General features: G+C 45.0%; 19 protein-coding genes and 4 pseudogenes. 8 read left to right on the forward strand and 15 right to left on the reverse strand.

Annotation, left to right across the window (positions count from 1 at the left end; translation table 11 throughout):
• Positions 1-107 precede the first annotated feature (107 nt).
• The 7 genes and pseudogenes from HF894_RS14355 to HF894_RS14385 all read right to left on the reverse strand — a co-directional run.
• Positions 108-1058 (reverse strand): annotated as a pseudogene (locus HF894_RS14355) (MFS transporter); the annotation flags it as partial.
• A pseudogene (locus HF894_RS14360) lies at positions 1055-1999 on the reverse strand (HlyD family secretion protein); the annotation flags it as partial. The pseudogenes HF894_RS14360 and HF894_RS14355, both read right to left, overlap by 4 nt.
• A 14-nt stretch (positions 2000-2013) precedes the next feature.
• Positions 2014-2847: pseudogene (locus tag HF894_RS14365) on the reverse strand (IS982 family transposase); the annotation flags it as partial.
• 239 nt (positions 2848-3086) lie between these two features.
• Positions 3087-3470: a hypothetical protein gene (locus HF894_RS14370; protein WP_087408437.1), complete on the reverse strand. Its 384-nt coding sequence runs from the start codon at positions 3468-3470 to the stop codon at positions 3087-3089.
• Entirely contained in the window at positions 3467-4069 is a 603-nt protein-coding gene (locus HF894_RS14375) for a GNAT family N-acetyltransferase (RefSeq protein WP_022340752.1), read from the reverse strand. The genes HF894_RS14370 and HF894_RS14375 overlap by 4 nt, the downstream gene beginning before the upstream one ends.
• Before the next feature lie 8 nt (positions 4070-4077).
• Entirely contained in the window at positions 4078-4626 is a 549-nt protein-coding gene (locus HF894_RS14380; RefSeq protein WP_022340751.1) for a GNAT family N-acetyltransferase, read from the reverse strand.
• Positions 4627-4628: 2 nt separating this feature from the next.
• The gene (locus HF894_RS14385) at positions 4629-5309 is read right to left on the reverse strand and encodes a zinc ribbon domain-containing protein (RefSeq protein WP_025278023.1); all 681 of its coding nucleotides are present in this window, start codon (positions 5307-5309) and stop codon (positions 4629-4631) included.
• A 324-nt stretch (positions 5310-5633) separates the two neighbouring features.
• Between HF894_RS14385 and HF894_RS14390 the strand changes: the two genes are divergently transcribed.
• From HF894_RS14390 to HF894_RS14415, 6 genes and pseudogenes are all read left to right on the forward strand, one after another.
• Positions 5634-6119, forward strand: coding sequence for an IdeS/Mac family cysteine endopeptidase (locus HF894_RS14390; protein ID WP_246593275.1), 486 nt, complete (start codon positions 5634-5636; stop codon positions 6117-6119).
• A gap of 19 nt (positions 6120-6138) precedes the next feature.
• A complete protein-coding gene (locus HF894_RS14395; protein WP_204973275.1) occupies positions 6139-7008 on the forward strand; it encodes a fimbrillin family protein in 870 nt (289 codons plus the stop codon).
• A gap of 171 nt (positions 7009-7179) precedes the next feature.
• Positions 7180-8181, forward strand: coding sequence for a GNAT family N-acetyltransferase (locus HF894_RS15395; RefSeq protein WP_246593276.1), 1002 nt, complete (start codon positions 7180-7182; stop codon positions 8179-8181).
• Positions 8182-8196: 15 nt separating this feature from the next.
• Positions 8197-8646: pseudogene (locus HF894_RS15230) on the forward strand (GNAT family N-acetyltransferase); the annotation flags it as partial.
• The gene (locus tag HF894_RS15285; protein ID WP_262899895.1) at positions 8623-9105 is read left to right on the forward strand and encodes a GNAT family N-acetyltransferase; all 483 of its coding nucleotides are present in this window, start codon (positions 8623-8625) and stop codon (positions 9103-9105) included. The pseudogene HF894_RS15230 and the gene HF894_RS15285, both read left to right, overlap by 24 nt.
• A 6-nt stretch (positions 9106-9111) precedes the next feature.
• Positions 9112-9480 (forward strand): DUF2200 domain-containing protein, encoded by a 369-nt coding sequence (locus HF894_RS14415; RefSeq protein ID WP_218417852.1) that lies wholly within the window; start codon positions 9112-9114, stop codon positions 9478-9480.
• A 34-nt stretch (positions 9481-9514) separates the two neighbouring features.
• Here the strand turns inward: HF894_RS14415 and HF894_RS14420 are convergent, their stop codons facing one another.
• From HF894_RS14420 to HF894_RS14430, 3 genes are all read right to left on the reverse strand, one after another.
• Positions 9515-10123 (reverse strand): hypothetical protein, encoded by a 609-nt coding sequence (locus HF894_RS14420; RefSeq protein ID WP_246593277.1) that lies wholly within the window; start codon positions 10121-10123, stop codon positions 9515-9517.
• Positions 10108-10623: an NAD(P)H-dependent oxidoreductase gene (locus HF894_RS14425; protein WP_204973279.1), complete on the reverse strand. Its 516-nt coding sequence runs from the start codon at positions 10621-10623 to the stop codon at positions 10108-10110. The genes HF894_RS14420 and HF894_RS14425 overlap by 16 nt, the downstream gene beginning before the upstream one ends.
• Positions 10624-11194: 571 nt before the next feature.
• Positions 11195-12070, reverse strand: a complete 876-nt coding sequence (locus HF894_RS14430) for a helix-turn-helix domain-containing protein (protein ID WP_204973280.1) — start codon at positions 12068-12070, stop codon at positions 11195-11197.
• Positions 12071-12195: 125 nt separating this feature from the next.
• Between HF894_RS14430 and HF894_RS14435 the strand changes: the two genes are divergently transcribed.
• Positions 12196-13491, forward strand: coding sequence for a cytidylate kinase family protein (locus HF894_RS14435; RefSeq protein ID WP_204973282.1), 1296 nt, complete (start codon positions 12196-12198; stop codon positions 13489-13491).
• Between the two features lie 76 nt (positions 13492-13567).
• Here the strand turns inward: HF894_RS14435 and HF894_RS14440 are convergent, their stop codons facing one another.
• Together HF894_RS14440 and HF894_RS14445 are read right to left on the reverse strand one after the other, a co-directional pair.
• Positions 13568-14572, reverse strand: a complete 1005-nt coding sequence (locus HF894_RS14440) for a class II fructose-bisphosphate aldolase (RefSeq protein ID WP_021848706.1) — start codon at positions 14570-14572, stop codon at positions 13568-13570.
• Positions 14573-14774: 202 nt separating this feature from the next.
• Positions 14775-15782, reverse strand: coding sequence for an endonuclease/exonuclease/phosphatase family protein (locus tag HF894_RS14445; protein ID WP_204973284.1), 1008 nt, complete (start codon positions 15780-15782; stop codon positions 14775-14777).
• A gap of 187 nt (positions 15783-15969) precedes the next feature.
• Here HF894_RS14445 and HF894_RS14450 point away from each other — a divergent pair, with 187 nt between their 5' ends.
• On the forward strand, positions 15970-16224 hold the full coding sequence (locus tag HF894_RS14450; RefSeq protein WP_021848708.1) for a type B 50S ribosomal protein L31: 255 nt from the start codon (positions 15970-15972) through the stop codon (positions 16222-16224).
• Between the two features lie 71 nt (positions 16225-16295).
• Here the strand turns inward: HF894_RS14450 and gcvT are convergent, their stop codons facing one another.
• The 3 genes from gcvT to HF894_RS14465 all read right to left on the reverse strand — a co-directional run bounded on the left by gcvT (position 16296) and on the right by HF894_RS14465 (position 20171).
• Positions 16296-17381: a glycine cleavage system aminomethyltransferase GcvT gene (gene gcvT / locus HF894_RS14455; RefSeq protein WP_021848709.1), complete on the reverse strand. Its 1086-nt coding sequence runs from the start codon at positions 17379-17381 to the stop codon at positions 16296-16298.
• Between the two features lie 31 nt (positions 17382-17412).
• Positions 17413-18636, reverse strand: coding sequence for a peptidase T (pepT, locus tag HF894_RS14460; protein WP_204973286.1), 1224 nt, complete (start codon positions 18634-18636; stop codon positions 17413-17415).
• A 125-nt stretch (positions 18637-18761) separates the two neighbouring features.
• A complete protein-coding gene (locus HF894_RS14465; RefSeq protein WP_204970045.1) occupies positions 18762-20171 on the reverse strand; it encodes an amidophosphoribosyltransferase in 1410 nt (469 codons plus the stop codon).
• Positions 20172-20385: the final 214 nt, after the last annotated feature.

Consider the following 20385-nt stretch of genomic DNA (forward strand, 5'->3'; position numbering starts at 1 on the left):
ACTGCAAAGTTGCAAAATCAAGTCCGTTTCATCTCAAGAAACCACGTAATTGACTATATTTCAATAATTTCAAAGAACTATTTATCAACTTTTACGGGACAGTAGTGATATAAGGTATAACTATGGGTATTGTCTACCCGCAGAATAGTGGTCAGATAACTGGTTAGCAAACTGGTGGAGGTACTGAAAAACATCACAAGCATCATATAAAAGTATCCAACAATGGCCTTCCATTGGAACAGGGGCTTCAGACTCACGTAGGGATGAGGAGAATGGAATTGTTCCCATAAAAATAGAGCTACGAGTAGCGGAGCTATAACGATGTAAATGCAAATACGTGTAGATGCCATCCAGTCGAGTGTTTTTCCGTAGGTTATAACATAAATAAGCATCAAAACACCTGTAGCAATAATCAGCATCTCACGGGGATGAAGTTCTCCCCATGGAATCGGTTTGGAAGGCCGGTCATGACGGAAAAACAGAATAACTGCCAAAATAGCAATCAGCAAAAGCAGCATCATGAAATAATACATATATTTCCAGTCATAATGGTAAGCCAGCAAAGCAGTAATAACCATCGAAAGCTGACCTCCTCCAAATACCAACGGATAAAAATAGGCATAGAACTCACTTCGGACATCCTTTGGGCTGAAGATGAATTTGATACGGCGGATTATCCAAAGCATCAGAAAACCTTTCAGGAAACCAATAATAAAACTGGCAGCAATAAGCAAATCGATATTGGCCTCTCGTGCACAGAACCAGCTGAGAAAAAACTGAAGGGTAAGGTTGACCAACAACAACGATTTACTGGAGAATGCGTTCAGTATCTTGGGAACAATGGGATAGGATACAGCCATACCAGCCGAAGCAGCATAATAACCAATAGTAATATCTTCGGTATACACTCCCAAGGTATTTGAGACTTCTACCATACTGCCCGTATAAGTACCATTCAGCATGGCGATGGGAAGCATAATGATGAAAACCGTAGCAATAGCCAACAGGTCGGGTACCCAGGGGCGAGCAGGAATATCAAGTTCGCTGGCTGTTTTCATTTCTTCCTCAAAGCTTCAGTTATAACCATCATACCGGCACGCAGATGGTTCATGGTTTCATCGTCTACATCATCCAAATCGATACGCACTGGAATTCGTTGCTGCACTTTTACGAAGTTTCCTGCCGAATTGTCTGTAGGAACAAGTGAATATTTAGAACCGGTAGCTTCGGAAATAGCAGTTACATGGCCATGGAGTTTTTTTCCTGGTAATCCATCCACTTTGATACGTACAGGCTGACCGATATAGATATTGGCAATCTGCGTTTCTCGATAATTAGCCGTTATCCATTTCCCAGATTGACGGACAATATAAGAAAGTGTTTGACCGGCACTCACGTATTGCCCCGGCTCCAACGTCCGACGTCCCATGTAACCACTATAAGGAGCAGTCACAACTGTATACGAAAGATTCAGATTGGCTAAGTCAAGAGCTGCTTCAGCACGCAAAATGCCTGCTTCTACATTCACCTGTTTTTTGTTCGCTTCGTCATATTGCGAACGAGCCGCATCTTTCTGTTTTAGTAGTGCGTCATAACGAGCATGAGCTGCTTCATAATTAGCCTTAACCTGATCGTATTGTTGTTCTGGCACAGATTCCTGTTTCAGTAATCGCTCATAGCGACGGAAGTCCTGTTCTGCCTGCCACAATTTAGCCTTTGCTTCAGCTAAATTGGCATCCTGTTCGGCAATGCGAGTATGTGAAGTACGTATGCCTGAAGCAAGTACGTCACGCGAACCCTTGGCATCAAGTAAAGCCGCATAGGTCTCTTTTTGCCGAATGAGATATTCGCGATTATCAAGAACAACAAGTGTATCACCCGCATTCACATATTGATGTTCTCGAAAACGAACTTCCTGAATATACCCACCCACACGTATGTTTATGGGAGCAATATATTGATCCACAAACGCATCATTCGTAATTTCGTAATTAACGTGAGTTCGACGAATTCAAAACAAGCAAGCTGTGTGTCAAATGTACGTTGTACATTGATACACGGCTTTTTGGGAAACATGCAGTACGCCGCAATCGCCCCCAGTATGTTTACGATGAAATTGTCAAAGCTTCTGTGTCTTGAATGCTCCACTTGCGCAATGTTTTTCAATTCGTCGTTTACCGTCTCTATAATAGCCCGTTTCCTAAGCAGCAATTTGTCCGACACACTCATCAAAGCCCCCTTCATGTTACTTTTGAGTTTGGTAATAAGCTGTATACCGTCAACAAACATGCGTCGGAAGAGGTTCTTGCCGATATAGCCCTTGTCTGCAACCAACTTTCCGTAGATGAATTCGACAAACGCCTTATACTCCAACGGTTTCCTGTCATCGACATCACCCGGAGTTATCATGAAGTTCAGCAGCTCGCCTTTCTCGTTACATATCAAATGCAGTTTGAAACCGAAAAACCATCCCATGGAACACTTGCCCCTTTGGGCTATACCCTTGAATACCTTGTGGATATGTATCCTTTGATTCCTGCATACCCTCAACGGGGTGCTGTCCACGAAACTTATGCCTGTGCATTTTCCAAGCAACACTTTCTTAATGAAAAGAGCCAATGGTACAGCCACTTCCTTTTCAAGCTCCACAAAACGGTTGTATGAAACAATCTTTGGGAAGAGGTGGCGCAGATGTCTGCATACTTTTTCCAGATAGAAATGTTTCAGACAACGGTAGCCGGAGTCATGGAATAATATCATAATCAACATGATTTCTGCTTTTGACATAGTCGAATCGCGGTGATAACGCCGCTTGGTGTCGGATTTCAGCGTATATTTTTCCATCATTGCATCAAAAAACGTGCAGAAGTCGTCCGCCATACAAAATAATTCTGTAATGTTGTAAAAGAAATATACTTGCTTGATATTAAGAGGGTTAGAGAAATAACCTCGTTTTTGGGTAATGGGTTGGCAACCGTTCAATTTACTGTGGTCTGCATCGCTTTGCTTGTTCGGGTAACTCTTACGGATGCAAATATAGTGAAATATAGCAGGCAAAAAAATAAAGCCATTTCCTTTTTGCCTGCTTACATTGTTTTTATCAAAACTGGAGACAATAATGTTGTTGCCAAAATCAGCAGCCACAGATTGCCGGTCAATGGATTATATGCTGCTAAAAGTTCCGAAGCAGTATTGCCTCCCGCCAGTCCTACTCCAAATTCAAAAGCGATAGTTAGAACGCCCCAGCATATTCCTATCAGCCAGCAATCTTTGAAAGTAAGGGCTTTTATAATCCGAGGCAACAGCAACCATGTTATCAGAAAAATACATACGCTTAATATAATCCCGCTAACAGGTAATGCCCATTTCTCTCCGAGAATCTTCGTCAATACATATTCCCTCAATCCTCCATTGAGAATTGCTACAGGAATAAAGCATAGCCAAACTATGAGCGATTTCAGAATGTTCATACTATCTTTCCACTATATGTTCTATTGACAGAAGGTGCTTGCATAGTGAGTTTCATAAATAATTTCGTATATCCATTCTTTTTCTTTGTCTTCTTAAAACCGGTGAAGCCTAATTTTGTATAACAGTTTACGGCGGGACGATTTTCTTCTATTACATCCAGAATATATTCTTTATATCCTGCTTGCCGCATACTTTCTTTCAGTAAATTAGATGCAACTCCACTCCGTCTGATAGATTTGCGTGTTGCAACAAATTCAATAAATCCGGTCGTCATAGGATAGGGCAGAGGCATCTCAAATTCTTTCTTCAGGACAAGTTTGGCAATAGTTCCCATAATCAAACCAAAACATTTCCTATATGATAACCAATCTGTATAAACAGCTCTGCCTGTGCAATCCGAAATACCTGCAACACCGACTATATTGTCGTTATATAATGCAACATAAAATCTTTCCGAACGGATACCTGATTCAAGCGCCTTTGCTACAATATTCATATCCTTACGGAAAAAAGAAAAATCACGTTCAAAGCCTTCTGCGATACACAAGGCTATTTCACTTCGTTCATCTTCTCGTGCTAATCGGACAGTGATATTCATGTTTTTCCTTATTTAAGCTCTTCCCATTCTTCTTTTGTCATCTTCATAAAATGTTCTGTGCGAATATCCCCAAGCGGAGAAGTCTTGCCCTCTTCCGTATGATGGAAACGGAAACCACACTTCTCCATCACCCGGCGGGATTTCGTGTTACCGTCATAGTAGCCACACCAAATGGCATTTATTCCCAAATCCTCGAAACATCGTTGCATCAGACGGCGCACGGCTTCCGGTATCAATCCTTGTCCCCAATACGGCTTGCCTATCCAATAACCTATCTCCGCCTCATTCTCTTGCATTTCGGCACTATGCAGACCATCCCCGAACATAATACCTATGCTCCCGACCGGTTCACCGGTTTGTTTTAACTCAACAGCGTAGGTTTCCGGAGCAGCAAAAACGGTACGGATGATGTTCAAACTGTCTTCCACGGAAGTATGCGGTGGCCATCCAGCAATAGGCCCGATTGCAGGGTCTTGAGCGTATTTATATAAAGCCTCGGCATCGGATTCTTGCCAAGGTCGCAGTATAAGCCGTTCTGTATTTATTTCTTTAATCATTGTTAGATGTTAGAGTGAGAATATTCGCCGTTAATCCAAAAGGTAGCTTCTGTACCGGTGAAATGCAAAAGCACATAATTGGGGTCGCTCGCTCCACCGGGGAAATGATGAATGAACCAGTCTTTCCACATTTCCTTGCGGATAGCATCATCAGTAACCACTTCTACCGTGCCACGCATGGCAACGCCATCCCCATAGTAATCGTAGCAAAGCCCTGCCTTGTTGTTCGCCTTAAAATCATTCACTTTCACGGAATCTGCACAGGTTGCCATCCAAACCTCATGGAACCCTCTTGCTCCTATCTTAGACATCTGCACAGGACGAGGATAACCGTTGGCGTCAATGGAAACTACGGTAACGTTCTCGCATTGGGAAAGCAAATGCGTTGCTTTTTCCGCCAGTGTCCGTTCATCCTTTTCCTTCCACCGTTTCAGGTGTGGAAAGTATTGGAGCATTTGTTCTTTTGCTTGTATGGGAGTCAGCTTACATTCAGCCTGCACATTCCATTGGTCAAAGAATTGCAGGCAGAACTCTATCATTTGGGTCATTGTAAACTCTTGAGTAAACTCACCATTTTTGTAGCAATAGACGCAATAATCTTCACGACGGCTTCCATCGGCATTTGTCCCTCTGTTCTCATCTGTCAAGGGCATACCGCAACTTTGGCAAAACTGTTGTTCCATATATGTTTTCTATTCAATGCCTGTCAGTCCCTTTACAGGCGGTTATAAAATGCGAAAGCGTGGAACTGCAATGCTACCACGTCTAAGTTGGAGGTCGTAGGAAACCTTTAGTACAGATATGATAATAGCAGCCCACGCTATGGCGTGAGAACCACTATGCCATCTCTTGTACTAAGTCCGAAATTTCCTACGTTTCCAACTTACAAGATAAGCATACCGCTTCTTTTTTTTTCTCGTATGTTTCGGAGAGAGTTACCTCAATCCGCTTACAAAAGTAGGGGATTTTTCCGATAATCCCCTATCTTCTAATGTTTTTATTTGCTTTTGGAGTGGATTTTAGAGTACGTTCTATATTTTCAGCCCTTCTTCAGTAAAGTATTCTCGAAAGACGATGTCATAGCAAAAGAGACACGTGACACATCCAAAGAAACGTTCAACCTTTGGTTCAAGAACGCTTTCCGATATAACCAAGCCATCGGATTTGCAGCCTACGATTTTGCCGGCACTAATACCAAAAGCCATTCCATGGTCATATGGGGAGCGGAATTTGATGCCGAAGGAAATGTAGCTTATGTCTATTTCTGTGATAATAATAGCGCGGAAGATGAACCCAACCATGCATCTCTGAAACGCTATAAAGTGGTATATGACAAATCAACCATTCCCGAATTAAAAGGTGATTATGCCTATATTTCACTGTTGGACAATATAGACGGAACTCCTTCGCCAACCCGTTTCCGATTCACCTCGCTTACTTTGGTCGACCTGCGTCGTGACCTTTGGCAAAAAGCTTTTCCTGATGTAAAATAACAATAAAAACCAACTGATAATGAAAAAGAAAGTATTCTATGTAACGATGGCTGCCATATTCGCAGCAACCTCTTGTACGAACGAACTCCCTAATGAGCAGCCCACCGATGTAATAAATATCGTGGCCAGCATATCATCGCAAACACGTGCTCCCCAATTGACGAACGACGGAAGCGGCAGTTTCTCCCAGGGAGACAAAATGTCACTCTTTCTGAAAGAAACCGATGGAGAAAGTCATACCGTTGACTTCGAATATGGTTCAGGCATCTTGACTTGGGGCAGCCTGGGACTCTCTGGAAGCAATGCCCAAATTTCTTTGGCTGCATGCTATCCGCAACAGAAAGATATACAGGATGGAACGTTCGAATTCAATCCTCTCACAGCTTCGGAAAGGGATTTGCTTCTTGCTCCTGCCCAATCTGTAACAGCCGGTACTTCCGAAACCGTACATCTGACCTTCAACCACGCCCTGCACCGGTTAGACCTGACATTTACGGCAGGAAACAGTTATACAGACGAAGACCTGAAGGGGCTTTCCGTAGCCCTCAATGCCAAAACGATGTGTGTGGTAGATGTAATGCAGGGTAAGATAACACAAGTGAAGGACGCAACAGGCGAATATACGGCAAACGATACCCAAGCTTCTTTTTTCCTAGTTCCACAAAACACGCCGGAAGTCACACTGACCATCGCCATCGGCAGCGACAAGAAGTCACTGACCTTGGACAAATTATTGGAGCAACTGGAATCTCCGCAAAGTGTTCTGGAAGGAGGGAAACGTTGTAGACTGACATTGAAAGTAAGTCGGGAAGGCATTACTGTAGAAGGAGGTTCCATCACAGCCTGGGGCGACCAGGTCACAGCCGACGGCGAAGTGGTTATTGGCTGATCCTCTCCGAATTGTAACAAATCTTTCAACAGAAAATCATTCATCATTCCGGCTCTATGTCCCAGTGACTAGAGCCTTTTTTTATTCCAAAGACAAAAAGCATCATCATACGCCCATTTTCATAAAAATCTTTCCTATCTTTATCCGCTTTTGATTTCGAACGGACAAAATATGAAGAATCCAGATTATATCATACGTGCGTTGCAACCGGAAGAAACTCGTCTGTTACGCGACTTTCTTTACGAGGCCATTTACCTGCCCGAGGGTACATCTCCCCCGCCCCGCAGCATCATCGACCTGCCCGAGCTGCAAGTCTATATCCAAGACTTCGGTACCCGGCCTGATGACCATTGCCTGGTAGCCGAAAGTTTCGGTCGGGTTATAGGCACTGTCTGGGTCCGCCAGATGAACGACTACGGCCATATAGACGAACATACGCCTTCACTTGCCATTTCTCTCTACCCGCCATTCCGCGGGAAAGGAATCGGTACCCGCCTGATGCGGGAAATGACAAGCCTGTTGCGTGCCAAAGGTTATAAACAGGTATCACTCTCGGTACAGAAAGCCAATCCTGCTGTGCGCCTTTACCGCCGTCTCGGATTTGAAACGGTACGGGAAACAGAAGAAGAATACATAATGATACGTCCTTTATCTTTCAATCAATTTATGAATATGCATGCCCCTAACAAGACAACCGATATAACTTTCCGCCCTGCTACCGTAACCGACATACCAGAGTTGAAAGAGCTTTTCTGCAGCACGGTGCTGACGGTAAATGTCCGCGACTATACCGCCGAAGAAGCAGCCGACTGGGCTTCATGCGGCAATCGACTGGGTCATTGGGAAAAGCTGATGGCAACCCTACACTTCATCGCCGCCTGCGATGCCGAAGGACACATCGTGGGCTTCACCTCCATCCGCAACGACGGCTACCTGCACTCCATGTTCGTCCACAAGGACCATCAGGGAGAAGGCATTGCCACCGCTCTGCTGCAGCGGATTGAAGCATACGCCATGGAACACGGCATCTGCGACATCACTTCGGAAGTAAGCATCACGGCACGCCCCTTCTTTGAGCGACGGGGATATGTCGTGGAGCAGGAGCAACGCGCACAGGCCAACCGCCTGAAACTGACAAACTATATCATGAAAAAGCAACTGAAAAAGATATGAACATATTGATTCTGTATGAACATCCAACTTATCACTACCGACAAGAAACGCTTCCTCTCCCTCCTTCTACTGGCCGACGAGCAGGAGTCTATGATTGACCGTTATCTGGGACGGGGAGAGTTGTTCGTCATGCACGGCACGCAAGAAACTGAAGCCGTTGCTGTAGCCGTTGTGACAAACGAAGGAAATGGTGTATATGAGCTGAAGAATCTGGCTGTTGCACCAGCCTGCCAACGGAAGGGATACGGACGGCAGATAGTGGAATATCTTTGCCGGCACTATGCTGACGTGTGTCACACGTTGCTTGTAGGCACAGGTGAAAGCAAACAGACAATCGCTTTCTACGAAAGTTGTGGTTTCAGTTACTCGCATACCGTCGCCGACTTTTTCACTCTCAATTACGACCATCCGATTGTAGAGGAAGGCAAGGTACTGAAGGATATGATTTATTTTCAGAAGAAACTGACCAGCCTCAGAAGCCTTCTTCCTTCCGAACGAACAAACAACCTGACAGATACATTAGTTGCCTTGTGGAACGTTTCAGTTCGGGCAAGCCATCACTTCCTGACAGAAGAAGATATCTGCAAACTGACTCCATACGTAAGAGAAGCCATCCGCGCAATCGGGACATTACTGGTACTCCATCAGGGTAAAGCACCCATCGCCTTTATGGGAATCGAGGGACAGAAAATCGAAATGCTGTTCGTCTCGCCCACTCATTTCGGCTGCGGATTCGGTAAGCAACTTATCAACGTCGCCATCAAAGACTATCATGCCCTTTATGTAGATGTAAATGAGCAAAATCCGCAAGCCGAAGGTTTCTACCGTCATCTTGGTTTCCACACGTTTGAACGAACAGAAACGGACGAGCAAGGCAATCCGTTTCCAATCCTAAAAATGGCATACAAGAACAAATCAAATTAGAAAACAATGAAACAAACCGAACAACAGACTTTTGAAAAAGTATATCAAATGCCACTCGGCAAGGTCTATCCTTTGCTGGTGAACAAAGCCATAAAAAAAGGAAGAACTCAGGAGGAAGTCAACGAAATCATCTGCTGGCTGACCGGTTACAGCCCTCGACAACTGGAGGAACTGCTGAACCTGTCCACTACCTACGGCGACTTCTTCCGCAATGCCCCAGCTCCCAACCCCAACCGCAAACTGATAAAAGGCAGTATCTGCGGCATCCGTGTGGAAGAAATAGAAGAACCGTTGATGCAGGAAATACGCTACCTGGACAAGTTGGTAGACGAACTGGCGAAAGGAAAACCCATGGAGAAAATCCTGAGAACATGAACAGACAAACGAATGACATACCTACAGCTTCCCGCTACTTTCCCTCTACCTCCATCGTCTGCATCTGCCTCCTTGTAGTACCAAATCGCTTGCCATAAAATGTCCAATAAATGTCGGCGGCCAGACGAAACAAATACTTGGAAAGCGGCATCGTGGCGCTCAACGTATGGTAACGTCCGCTTACCATGGACTGGGCCAAACGACGAATATTCCTTGTAGCTACGTACTTAAATGGCGTGTCGAGGATAGCTTCTCCGCTACCTAACATCAATACAGACCCCATGACATAGCCATTGCGACGACAAAAAAGTCGCATCATACGGATGGCAACTTCACTCTGTTCAGCTTCCAGAAAACCACAGTTTATCAAGATGGAGACCACAGGCTTATGAGCTGGCGGACAAGCCTCCAACGCTTTCAGAAAATTCAGAAAGCCCACTGGCAAAGAATCGGCATAGAGCGGAAAAGCAAACAACACATCGGTATAACCGCTGAGCGCAGCACACAATTCTTCATGGTTCTTCTTGGTAATGTTACGATAATCAGTCTCGGCCGTACAATGACGCATAAAAATCTCAGCATAGCGTTTCGAGTTCGATTTCGGAGCACGAGGGCTGCCATTCAATATCAGAATTTTTCCCATTTCTGCAATACTTGTTTTACCATGTCATCGATCATGGATTCGGTTGTAAACTGGATTTCATAACTCTCGAAGTTCATGTTGCGGGCATTACGCTCTACAAGCTGACGGAAGATAGTACGTTCCTCTTCGTCCTCGGCCCCATAGGCAATGATAGTGGCATGCTTGGGTGCGACAGAGCGCTGCACGTGGTGTGTCTCGCCACAATGGATACGGATGAAAGCTTGCTGTACAGGAATGGCCCGTTCAAGCATGGTCTTCATCACGGTATCATAACCACCATACTTCAGGCGGCTGACGTAAAGCACGGCATCACTGGCAGCAATGCAGGGATAGATTCGAGTGGCATCGTCGCGAATAACGCATCGTCCTGGCGTTTGAGTCCAACAAGCGAAGCAACCCATGCAATTGGCTATCTTCAGATTGGATAAATCAAAATAGCGAATATCCTTTTCTGGATCGACAGAAATATCTAGCCGTTTATCGCTTAAAATCAGTTTCATACGTCGTCTTTAATTTTGTACTATTCTCAAAAAACATTTATATATCTACTTTTGTTCACTTCTTCTTCCCCTGCAATCTTACATCCAACAAAAAGGTATTAATATAAGCATATAAGCAATAAAAAGAAAGCATTTCATCATTTCAGCGAACACAGACCTTTTTCAGAAAAGAGAAAACAGGAATAGATAACATGAAAAACAAACACTTCGAATACGGAAAAGGGTGTTTTTCAGAAGCTAAAAGTATGCTTTCTCCCGAAAGATAGTATGTTTTCTGTCATCAGGTCGTATGTTTGCACCCTCAAAAATACGTCTTTTTAAGCAAAAAAGTAAATGTTTACACACCTAAAGTGGCACTTTAGCGGCATAAACACCCACTTTAGACCGACAATTTCCTTGTTTTCCACCTTCTTTGCGGTAGTTTCCTCCCCTTTCTCTTCTATTTCAAATGTAAATATTTCGCTATCCTATTGTCTATTAGACAGAAAGCAGATTTCTTTTCCGTTCTTTTCGACCGTCCTCTACTTCGGGCCGAAAGAAGCGATTCTCAGGCGGTTGGGAAATCAAAATGTCATTTTGATACTTCCCCTCTCCGCATACGGTATTTCAAAGGCGAAAGACCTGTCTTGCGAACAAAGAATTTGCCAAAGACCGACTGGTCGGAAAAGCCCAGCTCGTCGGCAATCTCCTTCACATCCTTGTCGGTACACTCCAACAGTTTACGCGCATCGGCACAAAGCAGTTCGGATATGTGGAAACAGACCGTATGCCCCGTGATATTGCGCACGATACGCGAAAGGTAGGTCGTAGAAATGTGCAGACGGTCAGCATAGAAACCGATGTTGTGCTGTTCGCGGTAGTGATGCACCAACAAACGCTTGAAGTTGCGGAAAATCTCAGTCGAACGGTTGGCAAAACCCGTCGTTTCACAGTTCTTCTGATACAGGGCATCGGCCATCTGCAACAAAAGAAAGCTACACAAATGGCGGACTATACCATCACGATAAAGGTGGAGCTCCTCCAGTCGGCTGGAAAAAAGCACCAACGTCTTCTGCAAATAATCGGCCTGCTCCGCTTCCAGTTGGAAAATCGGCAGCAGATAATTACCCACGAACTGGGATACCTGTCCATAGACAAGCTGTCCGACGGAAAGTGTGTCGAAATAATCGGGCTCAATATAAAGGCAGACCATACGGAAATCGACACTCATATCAGCGAGTGTGACACGAATACTCGGTGTGACAACCAGCAAATGGAGGGAAGCAAGCGTATAACTGGCATGGACATCCGACACAGACGCCGTTCCGTTTGTGACGAGCAAGAAATAAAATCCCTTGTCCAACAGAATTTGTCCGTATCCAGCACAGGCCATATCCATAGCAAGGCCACAAGGCATGCCTACACCCGGCCTACAGGCCTTCATCAGTTCGGTAATTGCAATGCTCATATCTTACCATAATTTAATCACAAAAATAAGATTTGTTTCGTTTTCGACCAAGATAGGTCGTTCTTTTCTGAAGGAAATGCAAAGAAATAGTATGAACTTTGCGGCGGTTTTCAAAACAGAAGATTATGAGTAAATATACTTTCAGACGCTACCTGCTGTTCGTCGCTTCACTGTTCATCAATGCATTCGGCATTGCCTTCATCACCAAAGCGCTACTGGGCACGTCGCCCATCACGAGTGTAACCTACGTACTGAGCCTGTTTACGCCCTTCACAATGGGTATATGGACCATTCTACTCAACCTGCTGTTCGTTGTCCTCGAACCATTTCTGATGACACGCAGGGAGTTGAGAGAAGACCTGCGGATGTACCTGCTTCAAATACCCATTGCGTTCTGCTTCGGCCTGTTCATCGACTTCTCCATGTTCATGCTCTCCTGGCTGGAACCCTCGGCCTATGTCATGCAAGTGACGGTTCTGCTGATCGGTTGCATAATTCTGGCATTGGGTATCGCCCTTGAAGTTAAAGCCAATGCGGCCATGATGGCAGGAGAATATTTTGTAAAAACCATCACTCGACGCTTTCATGGAGAGTTCGGCTACATAAAACTGGGATTTGACATAACGTTGCTCACCATTGCCTGCATCCTGTCGCTCGTCTTCCTGTCCGACATTCAAGGCGTACGCGAAGGAACAGTAGTGTCCGCCTTGCTGGTAGGCCCCATCGTACACTTTGTCAGTCCTGCCTACCGCATTTTCGACCGTTGGATCAATGCTCCCATCAAACAGGCCGACACACCTTCGGCCCAACATACCAATACTATCATCACCATCGCACGTGAATATGGAAGCGGAGGTCATCTGCTGGGTGAAAGACTTGCCAAGGAGCTGGGCATCAAGTTGTACGACCGCGAGTTCATCCACATGGCTGCCCAACGGAGCGGCATAGACGAACAGTATATCGCAAAAAACGAACAGTCCATTCCTTCGTTCTGGCTGAAGTGCATCCTCTCGAAGAACAGCGAACAGCCAGTGGAAGCCAGCCTTTCGGCAGACGACATACTGTTCGTGGCCGAAAGTCGGATTGTACAGGAGCTCGCCGCTCAAGAACCTTGCATCATCGTAGGCCGTTGTGCCGACTTCGTACTGAAAGACCACCCTAAAGTGGTGAAAGTATTCTGCTATTCCGACCTGAAAAGTGCGGTGAACCGCTGCGTTAACGACTACGGCATTCCCCAAGAGCAAGCAGAAGCGGAAATCCGCCGCATCAACCGCAACCGCATCCATCACTACGAATACTACACCGGCTGGAAATGGGGCGAACCTCATCACTACCACCTGATGCTCAATACAGGAAATATCAGCCTGGAAACAGCCTGCAAGCTGATGAAAGAGGTTTATCAGAATATATCCAAAGCATAAGAGAAAAGGAGATACGAAAGAAACAAACACAAAAAAAGCCGCCCTCGTCAGGCGGCTTTTCTTATTTATATACGGATTATTCTGCCAGCTTGTTGTCAGAACCCAGCACGTTGATGATTTTGTGCTTGTAGAGTTTCTCCATGTTGTCACGAGCCGGACCCAGATACTTACGAGGATCGAATTCAGCCGGTTTCTCAGCAAATACCTTGCGGATAGCAGCTGTCATAGCCAGACGAGAGTCTGAGTCGATGTTGATCTTGCAAACAGCAGACTTGGCAGCCTTACGCAGTTCGTCTTCGGGGATACCGATAGCAGCTTCCAGCTTGCCACCAAACTTGTTGATAGTATCAACTTCTTCCTGAGGAACTGAAGAAGATCCGTGCAGAACGATGGGGAAGCCCGGCAGTTTCTCCATAACGGCGTCGAGAACTTCGAATGCCAAAGGAGGAGGAACCAGACGACCCGTAGCAGGATCTACGTGGCACTGTTCGGGTTTGAACTTGTAAGCACCGTGAGAAGTACCGATAGAGATAGCCAAGCTGTCGCAACCAGTGCGAGTAGCAAAGTCGATTACTTCTTCAGGGTCAGTATAAGTGTGATGTTCTGCAGATACTTCATCTTCTACACCAGCCAATACACCCAGCTCGCCTTCTACAGTTACATCGAACTGATGAGCGTAGTCAACAACCTTCTTAGTCAAAGCTACGTTCTCTTCGTAAGGCAGGTGAGAACCGTCGATCATTACAGAAGAGAAGCCCATATCGATGCAAGACTTGCAGAGTTCGAAGCTGTCACCGTGGTCAAGGTGAAGCACGATTTCAGGATGAGCGCAACCCAGTTCCTTAGCATATTCTACAGCACCTTCAGCCATGTAACGCAGCAGAGTCTGGTTTGCATAGTTACGTGCACCCTTAGAAACCTGCAGGATAACCGGAGACTTAGTTTCAACAGCAGCCTTTACGATAGCCTGCAACTGCTCCATATTATTGAAGTTGAAAGCCGGGATAGCATATCCACCCTTAATGGCACGAGCAAACATATCTCTTGTGTTTACAAGGCCCAAATCTTTGTAATTAACCATTTTGTTTAAAAGTTTATAGTTAGTGAATCAAATTCTGTGCAAAAGTACACATTCTCGTTCAAATAGCGGACGCCAATTCCACTAAAAAAACTCTTCAAACAAAAGAAAAACAATCATTTTTCAAGTGTTTGAAGAGTTTTAACAAAAGATTGTAAAGTCTACGTTACAAGTTCAAAGAATATATTCCGCTACCTGAGCTGAATTATTTCTTCAGATAAATAATGGTAGGCAGATGGTCACTATAGCCGTTCAACCACGTACGGCCACCATGGGTACGTAACGGAGAACCCTTGTATTTACCGTCCTGCTGAATAAGATAGTCGCGGTAGAAGACCTCATGATGGTCGTAACGCAATCCGCGACGTTTTTTCAATAATGGTTTCGACAGGACAATCTGATCGAACAGGTTCCACTTGCCACGATAGAGCAGCGTACCTACCCCTTCGTCTTCCAGCGTTTCCCACCAGGGGTTGTAGAAATCGGCCTTCTTCACCTCTTTTTTATATTTACGTGCACCCAACGTCTGCATGCTCTCATCCATTGGGTCGTCGTTCATATCTCCCATGATGAATAGCTTCAGCTTGCGGTCTTCGTTCCGCAAAGAATCTGCCAAAGCTTTTACCTGTCGTGCCGCATGTACACGTACTGGTGACTGGGCTCCACGCGAAGGCCAATGGTTGACAATGACACACACACGCTCACCGGCCATACGCCCGTCCACAATCAAGAAGCCACGCGTCAAGTGGACCGTATCCCCCTGATAAGGTTCGGAAAAAACAAGTTTCGAACGAGTCACTTCAAACTGTTGCGGATCGTAGAGCAAAGCACAATCAATACCGCGCTTGTCAGGACCTTCGTAGTGGATATATTTGTAAGCAGAAAGAGAAGGTTGCTTCAAGAGGTCGTCCAATACACGATCGTTCTCCACTTCAGCTACCCCGATAAAAGCTGGACCTTGCGGCACCCTTTCGTGCGACAAGGAGGATAGCACCTTAGCCATGTTTTCCAGCTTTGCCTCATACTTCTTCGAATTCCATTTATAACTGCCGTTGGGTAGGAAATCGTAGTCGTTTTTGCCCGCATCATGAATGGTATCGAACAAATTCTCAAGATTATAAAACGCTACGCTGTACAGGTCGCGCTTCTCGTTTTGTGCCTCCAAAACTATCGCACAGAGGCAACACATCAACAGAAAGAATAGTTTCTTCATATTCATACACAAATTTTAGATGCAAAAAAAAGAAATAAAACGAGATAAACCTATTTTTTAGTCGAACTTTTTTTCTGTTTCAAGAAATAGCACTATCTTTGCACCCTGAAAACTGAAAAGACCATTACACCACTATTTGTTACCAGCAATAGTAAACGAAATAAAAAAATTAAAAAACAATATCGAAATGAAAAAAGGTATTCATCCCGAAAATTACCGTCCGGTAGTATTCAAAGATATGTCAAACGGTGACATGTTCCTGTCTCGCTCAACTGTTAACACCAAAGAGACAATCGAATTCGAAGGCGAAACTTATCCGTTGGTAAAACTGGAAATCTCCAGCTCTTCTCACCCGTTCTATACTGGTAAGTCTAAGCTGGTTGATACCGCCGGTCGTGTAGATAAGTTCATGAGCCGTTACGGTAACCGTCAGAAGAAATAATCATTTCTGATAAGAAATAAATAAAAGGGAAGCTCAAAAGCTTCCCTTTTATTTTATACCTATACTTCATTTTATTTACGGAAAGGCGGCTTTACTACTACAGCCTTCAGCTTACGACCACGCATGTCGATGCAGATTTCCGTGCCAGGCTTACTGAATTCAGTCTTTACATAGCCCATACCGATACCAATCTTACGAGTAGGCGACATCGTACCTGAAGTCACATTTCCAATGACTTCTCCATTGGCATCCAGCAGCCCATAGCCATGACGGGGGATACCACGGTCGATCATTTCGAAACCTACCAGCTTGCGCGTCACGCCTTCGGCTTTCTGTTTTTCCAACATCGCGCGGTTGGTAAAGTTCTTACCTTCTACAAATTTAGTTATCCAGCCCAGCCCTGCTTCAATAGGCGAAGTCGTATCGTCAATATCGTTGCCATAAAGACAGAAGCCCATCTCCAAACGAAGTGTATCGCGGGCACCCAGACCAATAGGCTTAATACCAAACTCAGCTCCAGCCTCAAAAACAGCATCCCATATTTTCATGGCTGCGTCTGGATAGAAATAGAGTTCAAAGCCTCCTGCACCCGTATAACCTGTATTCGAAATGATGACATCCTTCTCACCTGCGAATTCGCCATGAGTAAACGTATAATAAGGTAAAGAAGACAGATCGATCGGCGTCAACTTCTGCAAAGCTTCAATAGCCTTCGGTCCTTGCACAGCCAGCTGAGCCATACGGTCGGAAGCATTTTCCAGCTCGGCACCGACGGTATTATGGGTTACACACCAATTCCAATCTTTCTCAATGTTGGCAGCATTCACTACCAGCAAATACTTTTCAGGTTCATAGCAATAAACCAGCAGGTCGTCTACAATGCCACCTGTCTCGTTGGGAAAACAAGTATATTGCACTTTACCTGGAGTCAAGACTGCCACATTATTGGAAGTCACCATCTGCAAGAAGGCCAAAGCCTGGGGACCTTTCACCCAAAATTCTCCCATGTGTGATACGTCGAATACGCCTACACCCTGGCAGACAGTCATGTGTTCGTCGATAATACCCGAATACTCAATCGGCATATTGTATCCCGCAAACTCGTGCATCTTAGCACCCAGCGAGATGTGTTTCTCGGTAAATGGAGTGGTTTTCATGAAACTTATATTTAAGAATTAAAATGAATGATCAACGTGCAGCTACCAGTCCGGCAATTTTGACAATTACCATCATAGCTTTCTCCATGCTCTGTATGGGCACGAATTCATAACGCCCATGGAAATTAAGTCCACCGGCAAAAATATTGGGACAAGGTAATCCTTTGAACGAAAGCTGTGCACCGTCCGTGCCACCACGGATGGCCTTCACACGAGGTTCTACGCCAGCATCTTTCATCGCCTGGAAAGCAATATCGATTACATGCATCACAGGTTCTATCTTCTCACGCATGTTATAGTACTGATCGTGCAGGTCGAGTGTAGCTGTGCCCTCGCCATACTCAGCATTGATTTTCCGAACGAGATGTTCTATCTCCTGCTTACGGCTTTCAAAACGGGTGCGGTTATGATCGCGAATGATATAAGATACCACGGTCTGCTCCACTTCGCCACTGATACCCACCAGATGGTAAAAACCCTCGTAACCTTCGGTATGCTCGGGCGTCTCATGACTGGGCAGCATAGCCATAAAACGATTGGCCACGCGAATAGAATTAATCATCTTATGCTTGGCATAGCCCGGATGTACATTGCGTCCCTTGAACGTAACCTTGGCAGAAGCAGCGTTGAAGTTCTCGAATTCCAGTTCGCCTACCTCGCCGCCATCCATCGTATAGGCCCAGTCGCAACCGAATTTCTCGACATCAAATTTATGGGCACCCAAGCCGATTTCTTCATCAGGATTGAAACCAATACGTATCTTGCCATGCTTGATTTCGGGATGCTCCTGCAAATAGACAATAGCCGAAACTATTTCGGCAATACCAGCCTTGTCGTCAGCCCCCAACAACGTTTTGCCATTGGTCACGATCAATTCCTCCCCCTTATGATCCAACAGTTCGGGGAACTGTGCTGGTGATAAAACTATGTTTTCGTCGGCACAAAGCACTATTTCTCCACCATCATAACACTGTACAATCCGTGGTGACACATCCTTACCGCTCATATCGGGACTCGTATCCATGTGAGCAATGAAACCTACTGTAGGCAGAGGCTTATCAGTATTAGCAGGAAGCGTGGCAAACAAATAGCCATTGTCATCCAACGTAACATCTTCAAGTCCCAAAGACTCCAGTTCTTCCTTCAAATAGCGGGCAAAAACCATCTGCCCCGACGTACTGGGAGTAACACCAGTCTCTTCACTCGACTGAGTATCGAAGCTGACATATTTCAAAAAACGTTCTACTAAAGTCATATCATTCAAAAAAATTACGATTCAACATTTACGATTTGTTATTATGCCCGTAAAGGTAGAAAAAGGGGCGTGAATTGGCAAGCAATCCACACCCCTTTTTTATCCGAAACTTAACGATTTGTCAATCAGAAACAGCTACTGCCATCGAAACAATGCGTACAAAGTTTGCATTTAGGCAGGCCGATAGACTCGACCAACGTTTCTAGCGTATTGAAACGCAAGGAAGTAAAACCAAAACGCTCACGCATGATCTCTACCATACGATTGTACTCAGGAGAGCCGGTCGTGGCATACTTCTCCAAATTCTTGTTCTCATCACCCTCCAGCTCCTTGATAATACGACGGGTTATCAATTCCAACGGACTCTTGGAAGCAGTAAAGCCAATAAATGGACAAGCATATATCAATGGCGGACAAGCTATACGGATGTGTACTTCCTTGGCTCCATATTCGTAGAGCACTTTCACATTATCGCGAAGCTGAGTTCCACGCACGATAGAATCGTCGCAGAAAAGCAGACGTTTTCCCTGAAGCATCGCACGATTGGGAATAAGCTTCATCTTGGCCACAAGGCTACGCATCTCCTGGCGGCTGGGAGTAAAGCTACGTGGCCAAGTCGGCGTATATTTAGCAATGGCACGATGATAAGGGATTCCCTTTCCTTCGGCATACCCCAACGCCATGCCTACTCCTGAATCAGGAATTCCACATGCACAATCTACTTCGGAAGTATCAGTTTGGCCCATTTTCACACCACTGGTAAAACGAACTTCTTCTACATTACGACCTTCATAGCAAGAAGTCGGGAATCCATAATATACCCACAGGAAAGAACACACTTGCATCCGTTCCTCTGGTTTACGCATCTGCTCAATACCTTCGGCACGTAAGCGAACGATTTCACCCGGCCCCAAATAACGTTCAACTTCATACCCCAAATTCGGGAAGCTGCTTGACTCACTGGTTGCCGCATACGCTCCTTCCTTCTTTCCGATAACAATCGGCGTGCGCCCCCATTTGTCGCGAGCAGCGATAATGCCGTCTTCCGTCAGCAACAACATGGAACAAGAACCTTTGATACGATTGTATACATTCTCTATCCCCTCTACAAAATTCTTGCCCTGAATGATAAGCAAAGCTATCAGCTCCGTCTGATTAGTCTGTCCTGAACTGAGTTCTGAAAAGTGCATATTCTGCTCTAACAATTCTTCCTCCAGTTCGACAATATTCATAATCTTGGCAACTGTAACAATAGCAAAACGTCCTAAATGAGAATTCAGAATGATAGGTTGAGCGTCCGTATCACTAATGATTCCTATGCCGGAGTTTCCTTTAAACTTGTCCAGTTCGTCTTCAAACTTGGTACGGAAATAGGTACTTTCCAGATTGTGGATAGAACGACTGAAACAGTTGGTCGTTTCATCATAAGCAGCCATACCGCCGCGTTTCGTTCCTAAATGAGAATTATAGTCTGTCCCATAAAACAAATCAGTCACACAACTCTCTTTGGCGACTGTCCCGAAGAAACCTCCCATATTATTTATACTTTAATAATTACGTATGGTTTTTAAAACGTCGACAAAGGTACAAATTAGTCGGCAGGTAGCCTTCTGTCATCACCTGTTTTTTAATAAAAAAATAAGAGGGTGTGTCGTAATACGCGATTCACCCTCTTTTCTTTATCAACGATAAGAGCGTTGTTAACTTTTTCAAGCAGCGATATTCTGAAGATAATCTCGATATTTTGTT

The organism is Caecibacteroides pullorum, from assembly GCF_019239235.1.
GTDB lineage: Bacteria > Bacteroidota > Bacteroidia > Bacteroidales > Bacteroidaceae > Bacteroides > Bacteroides pullorum.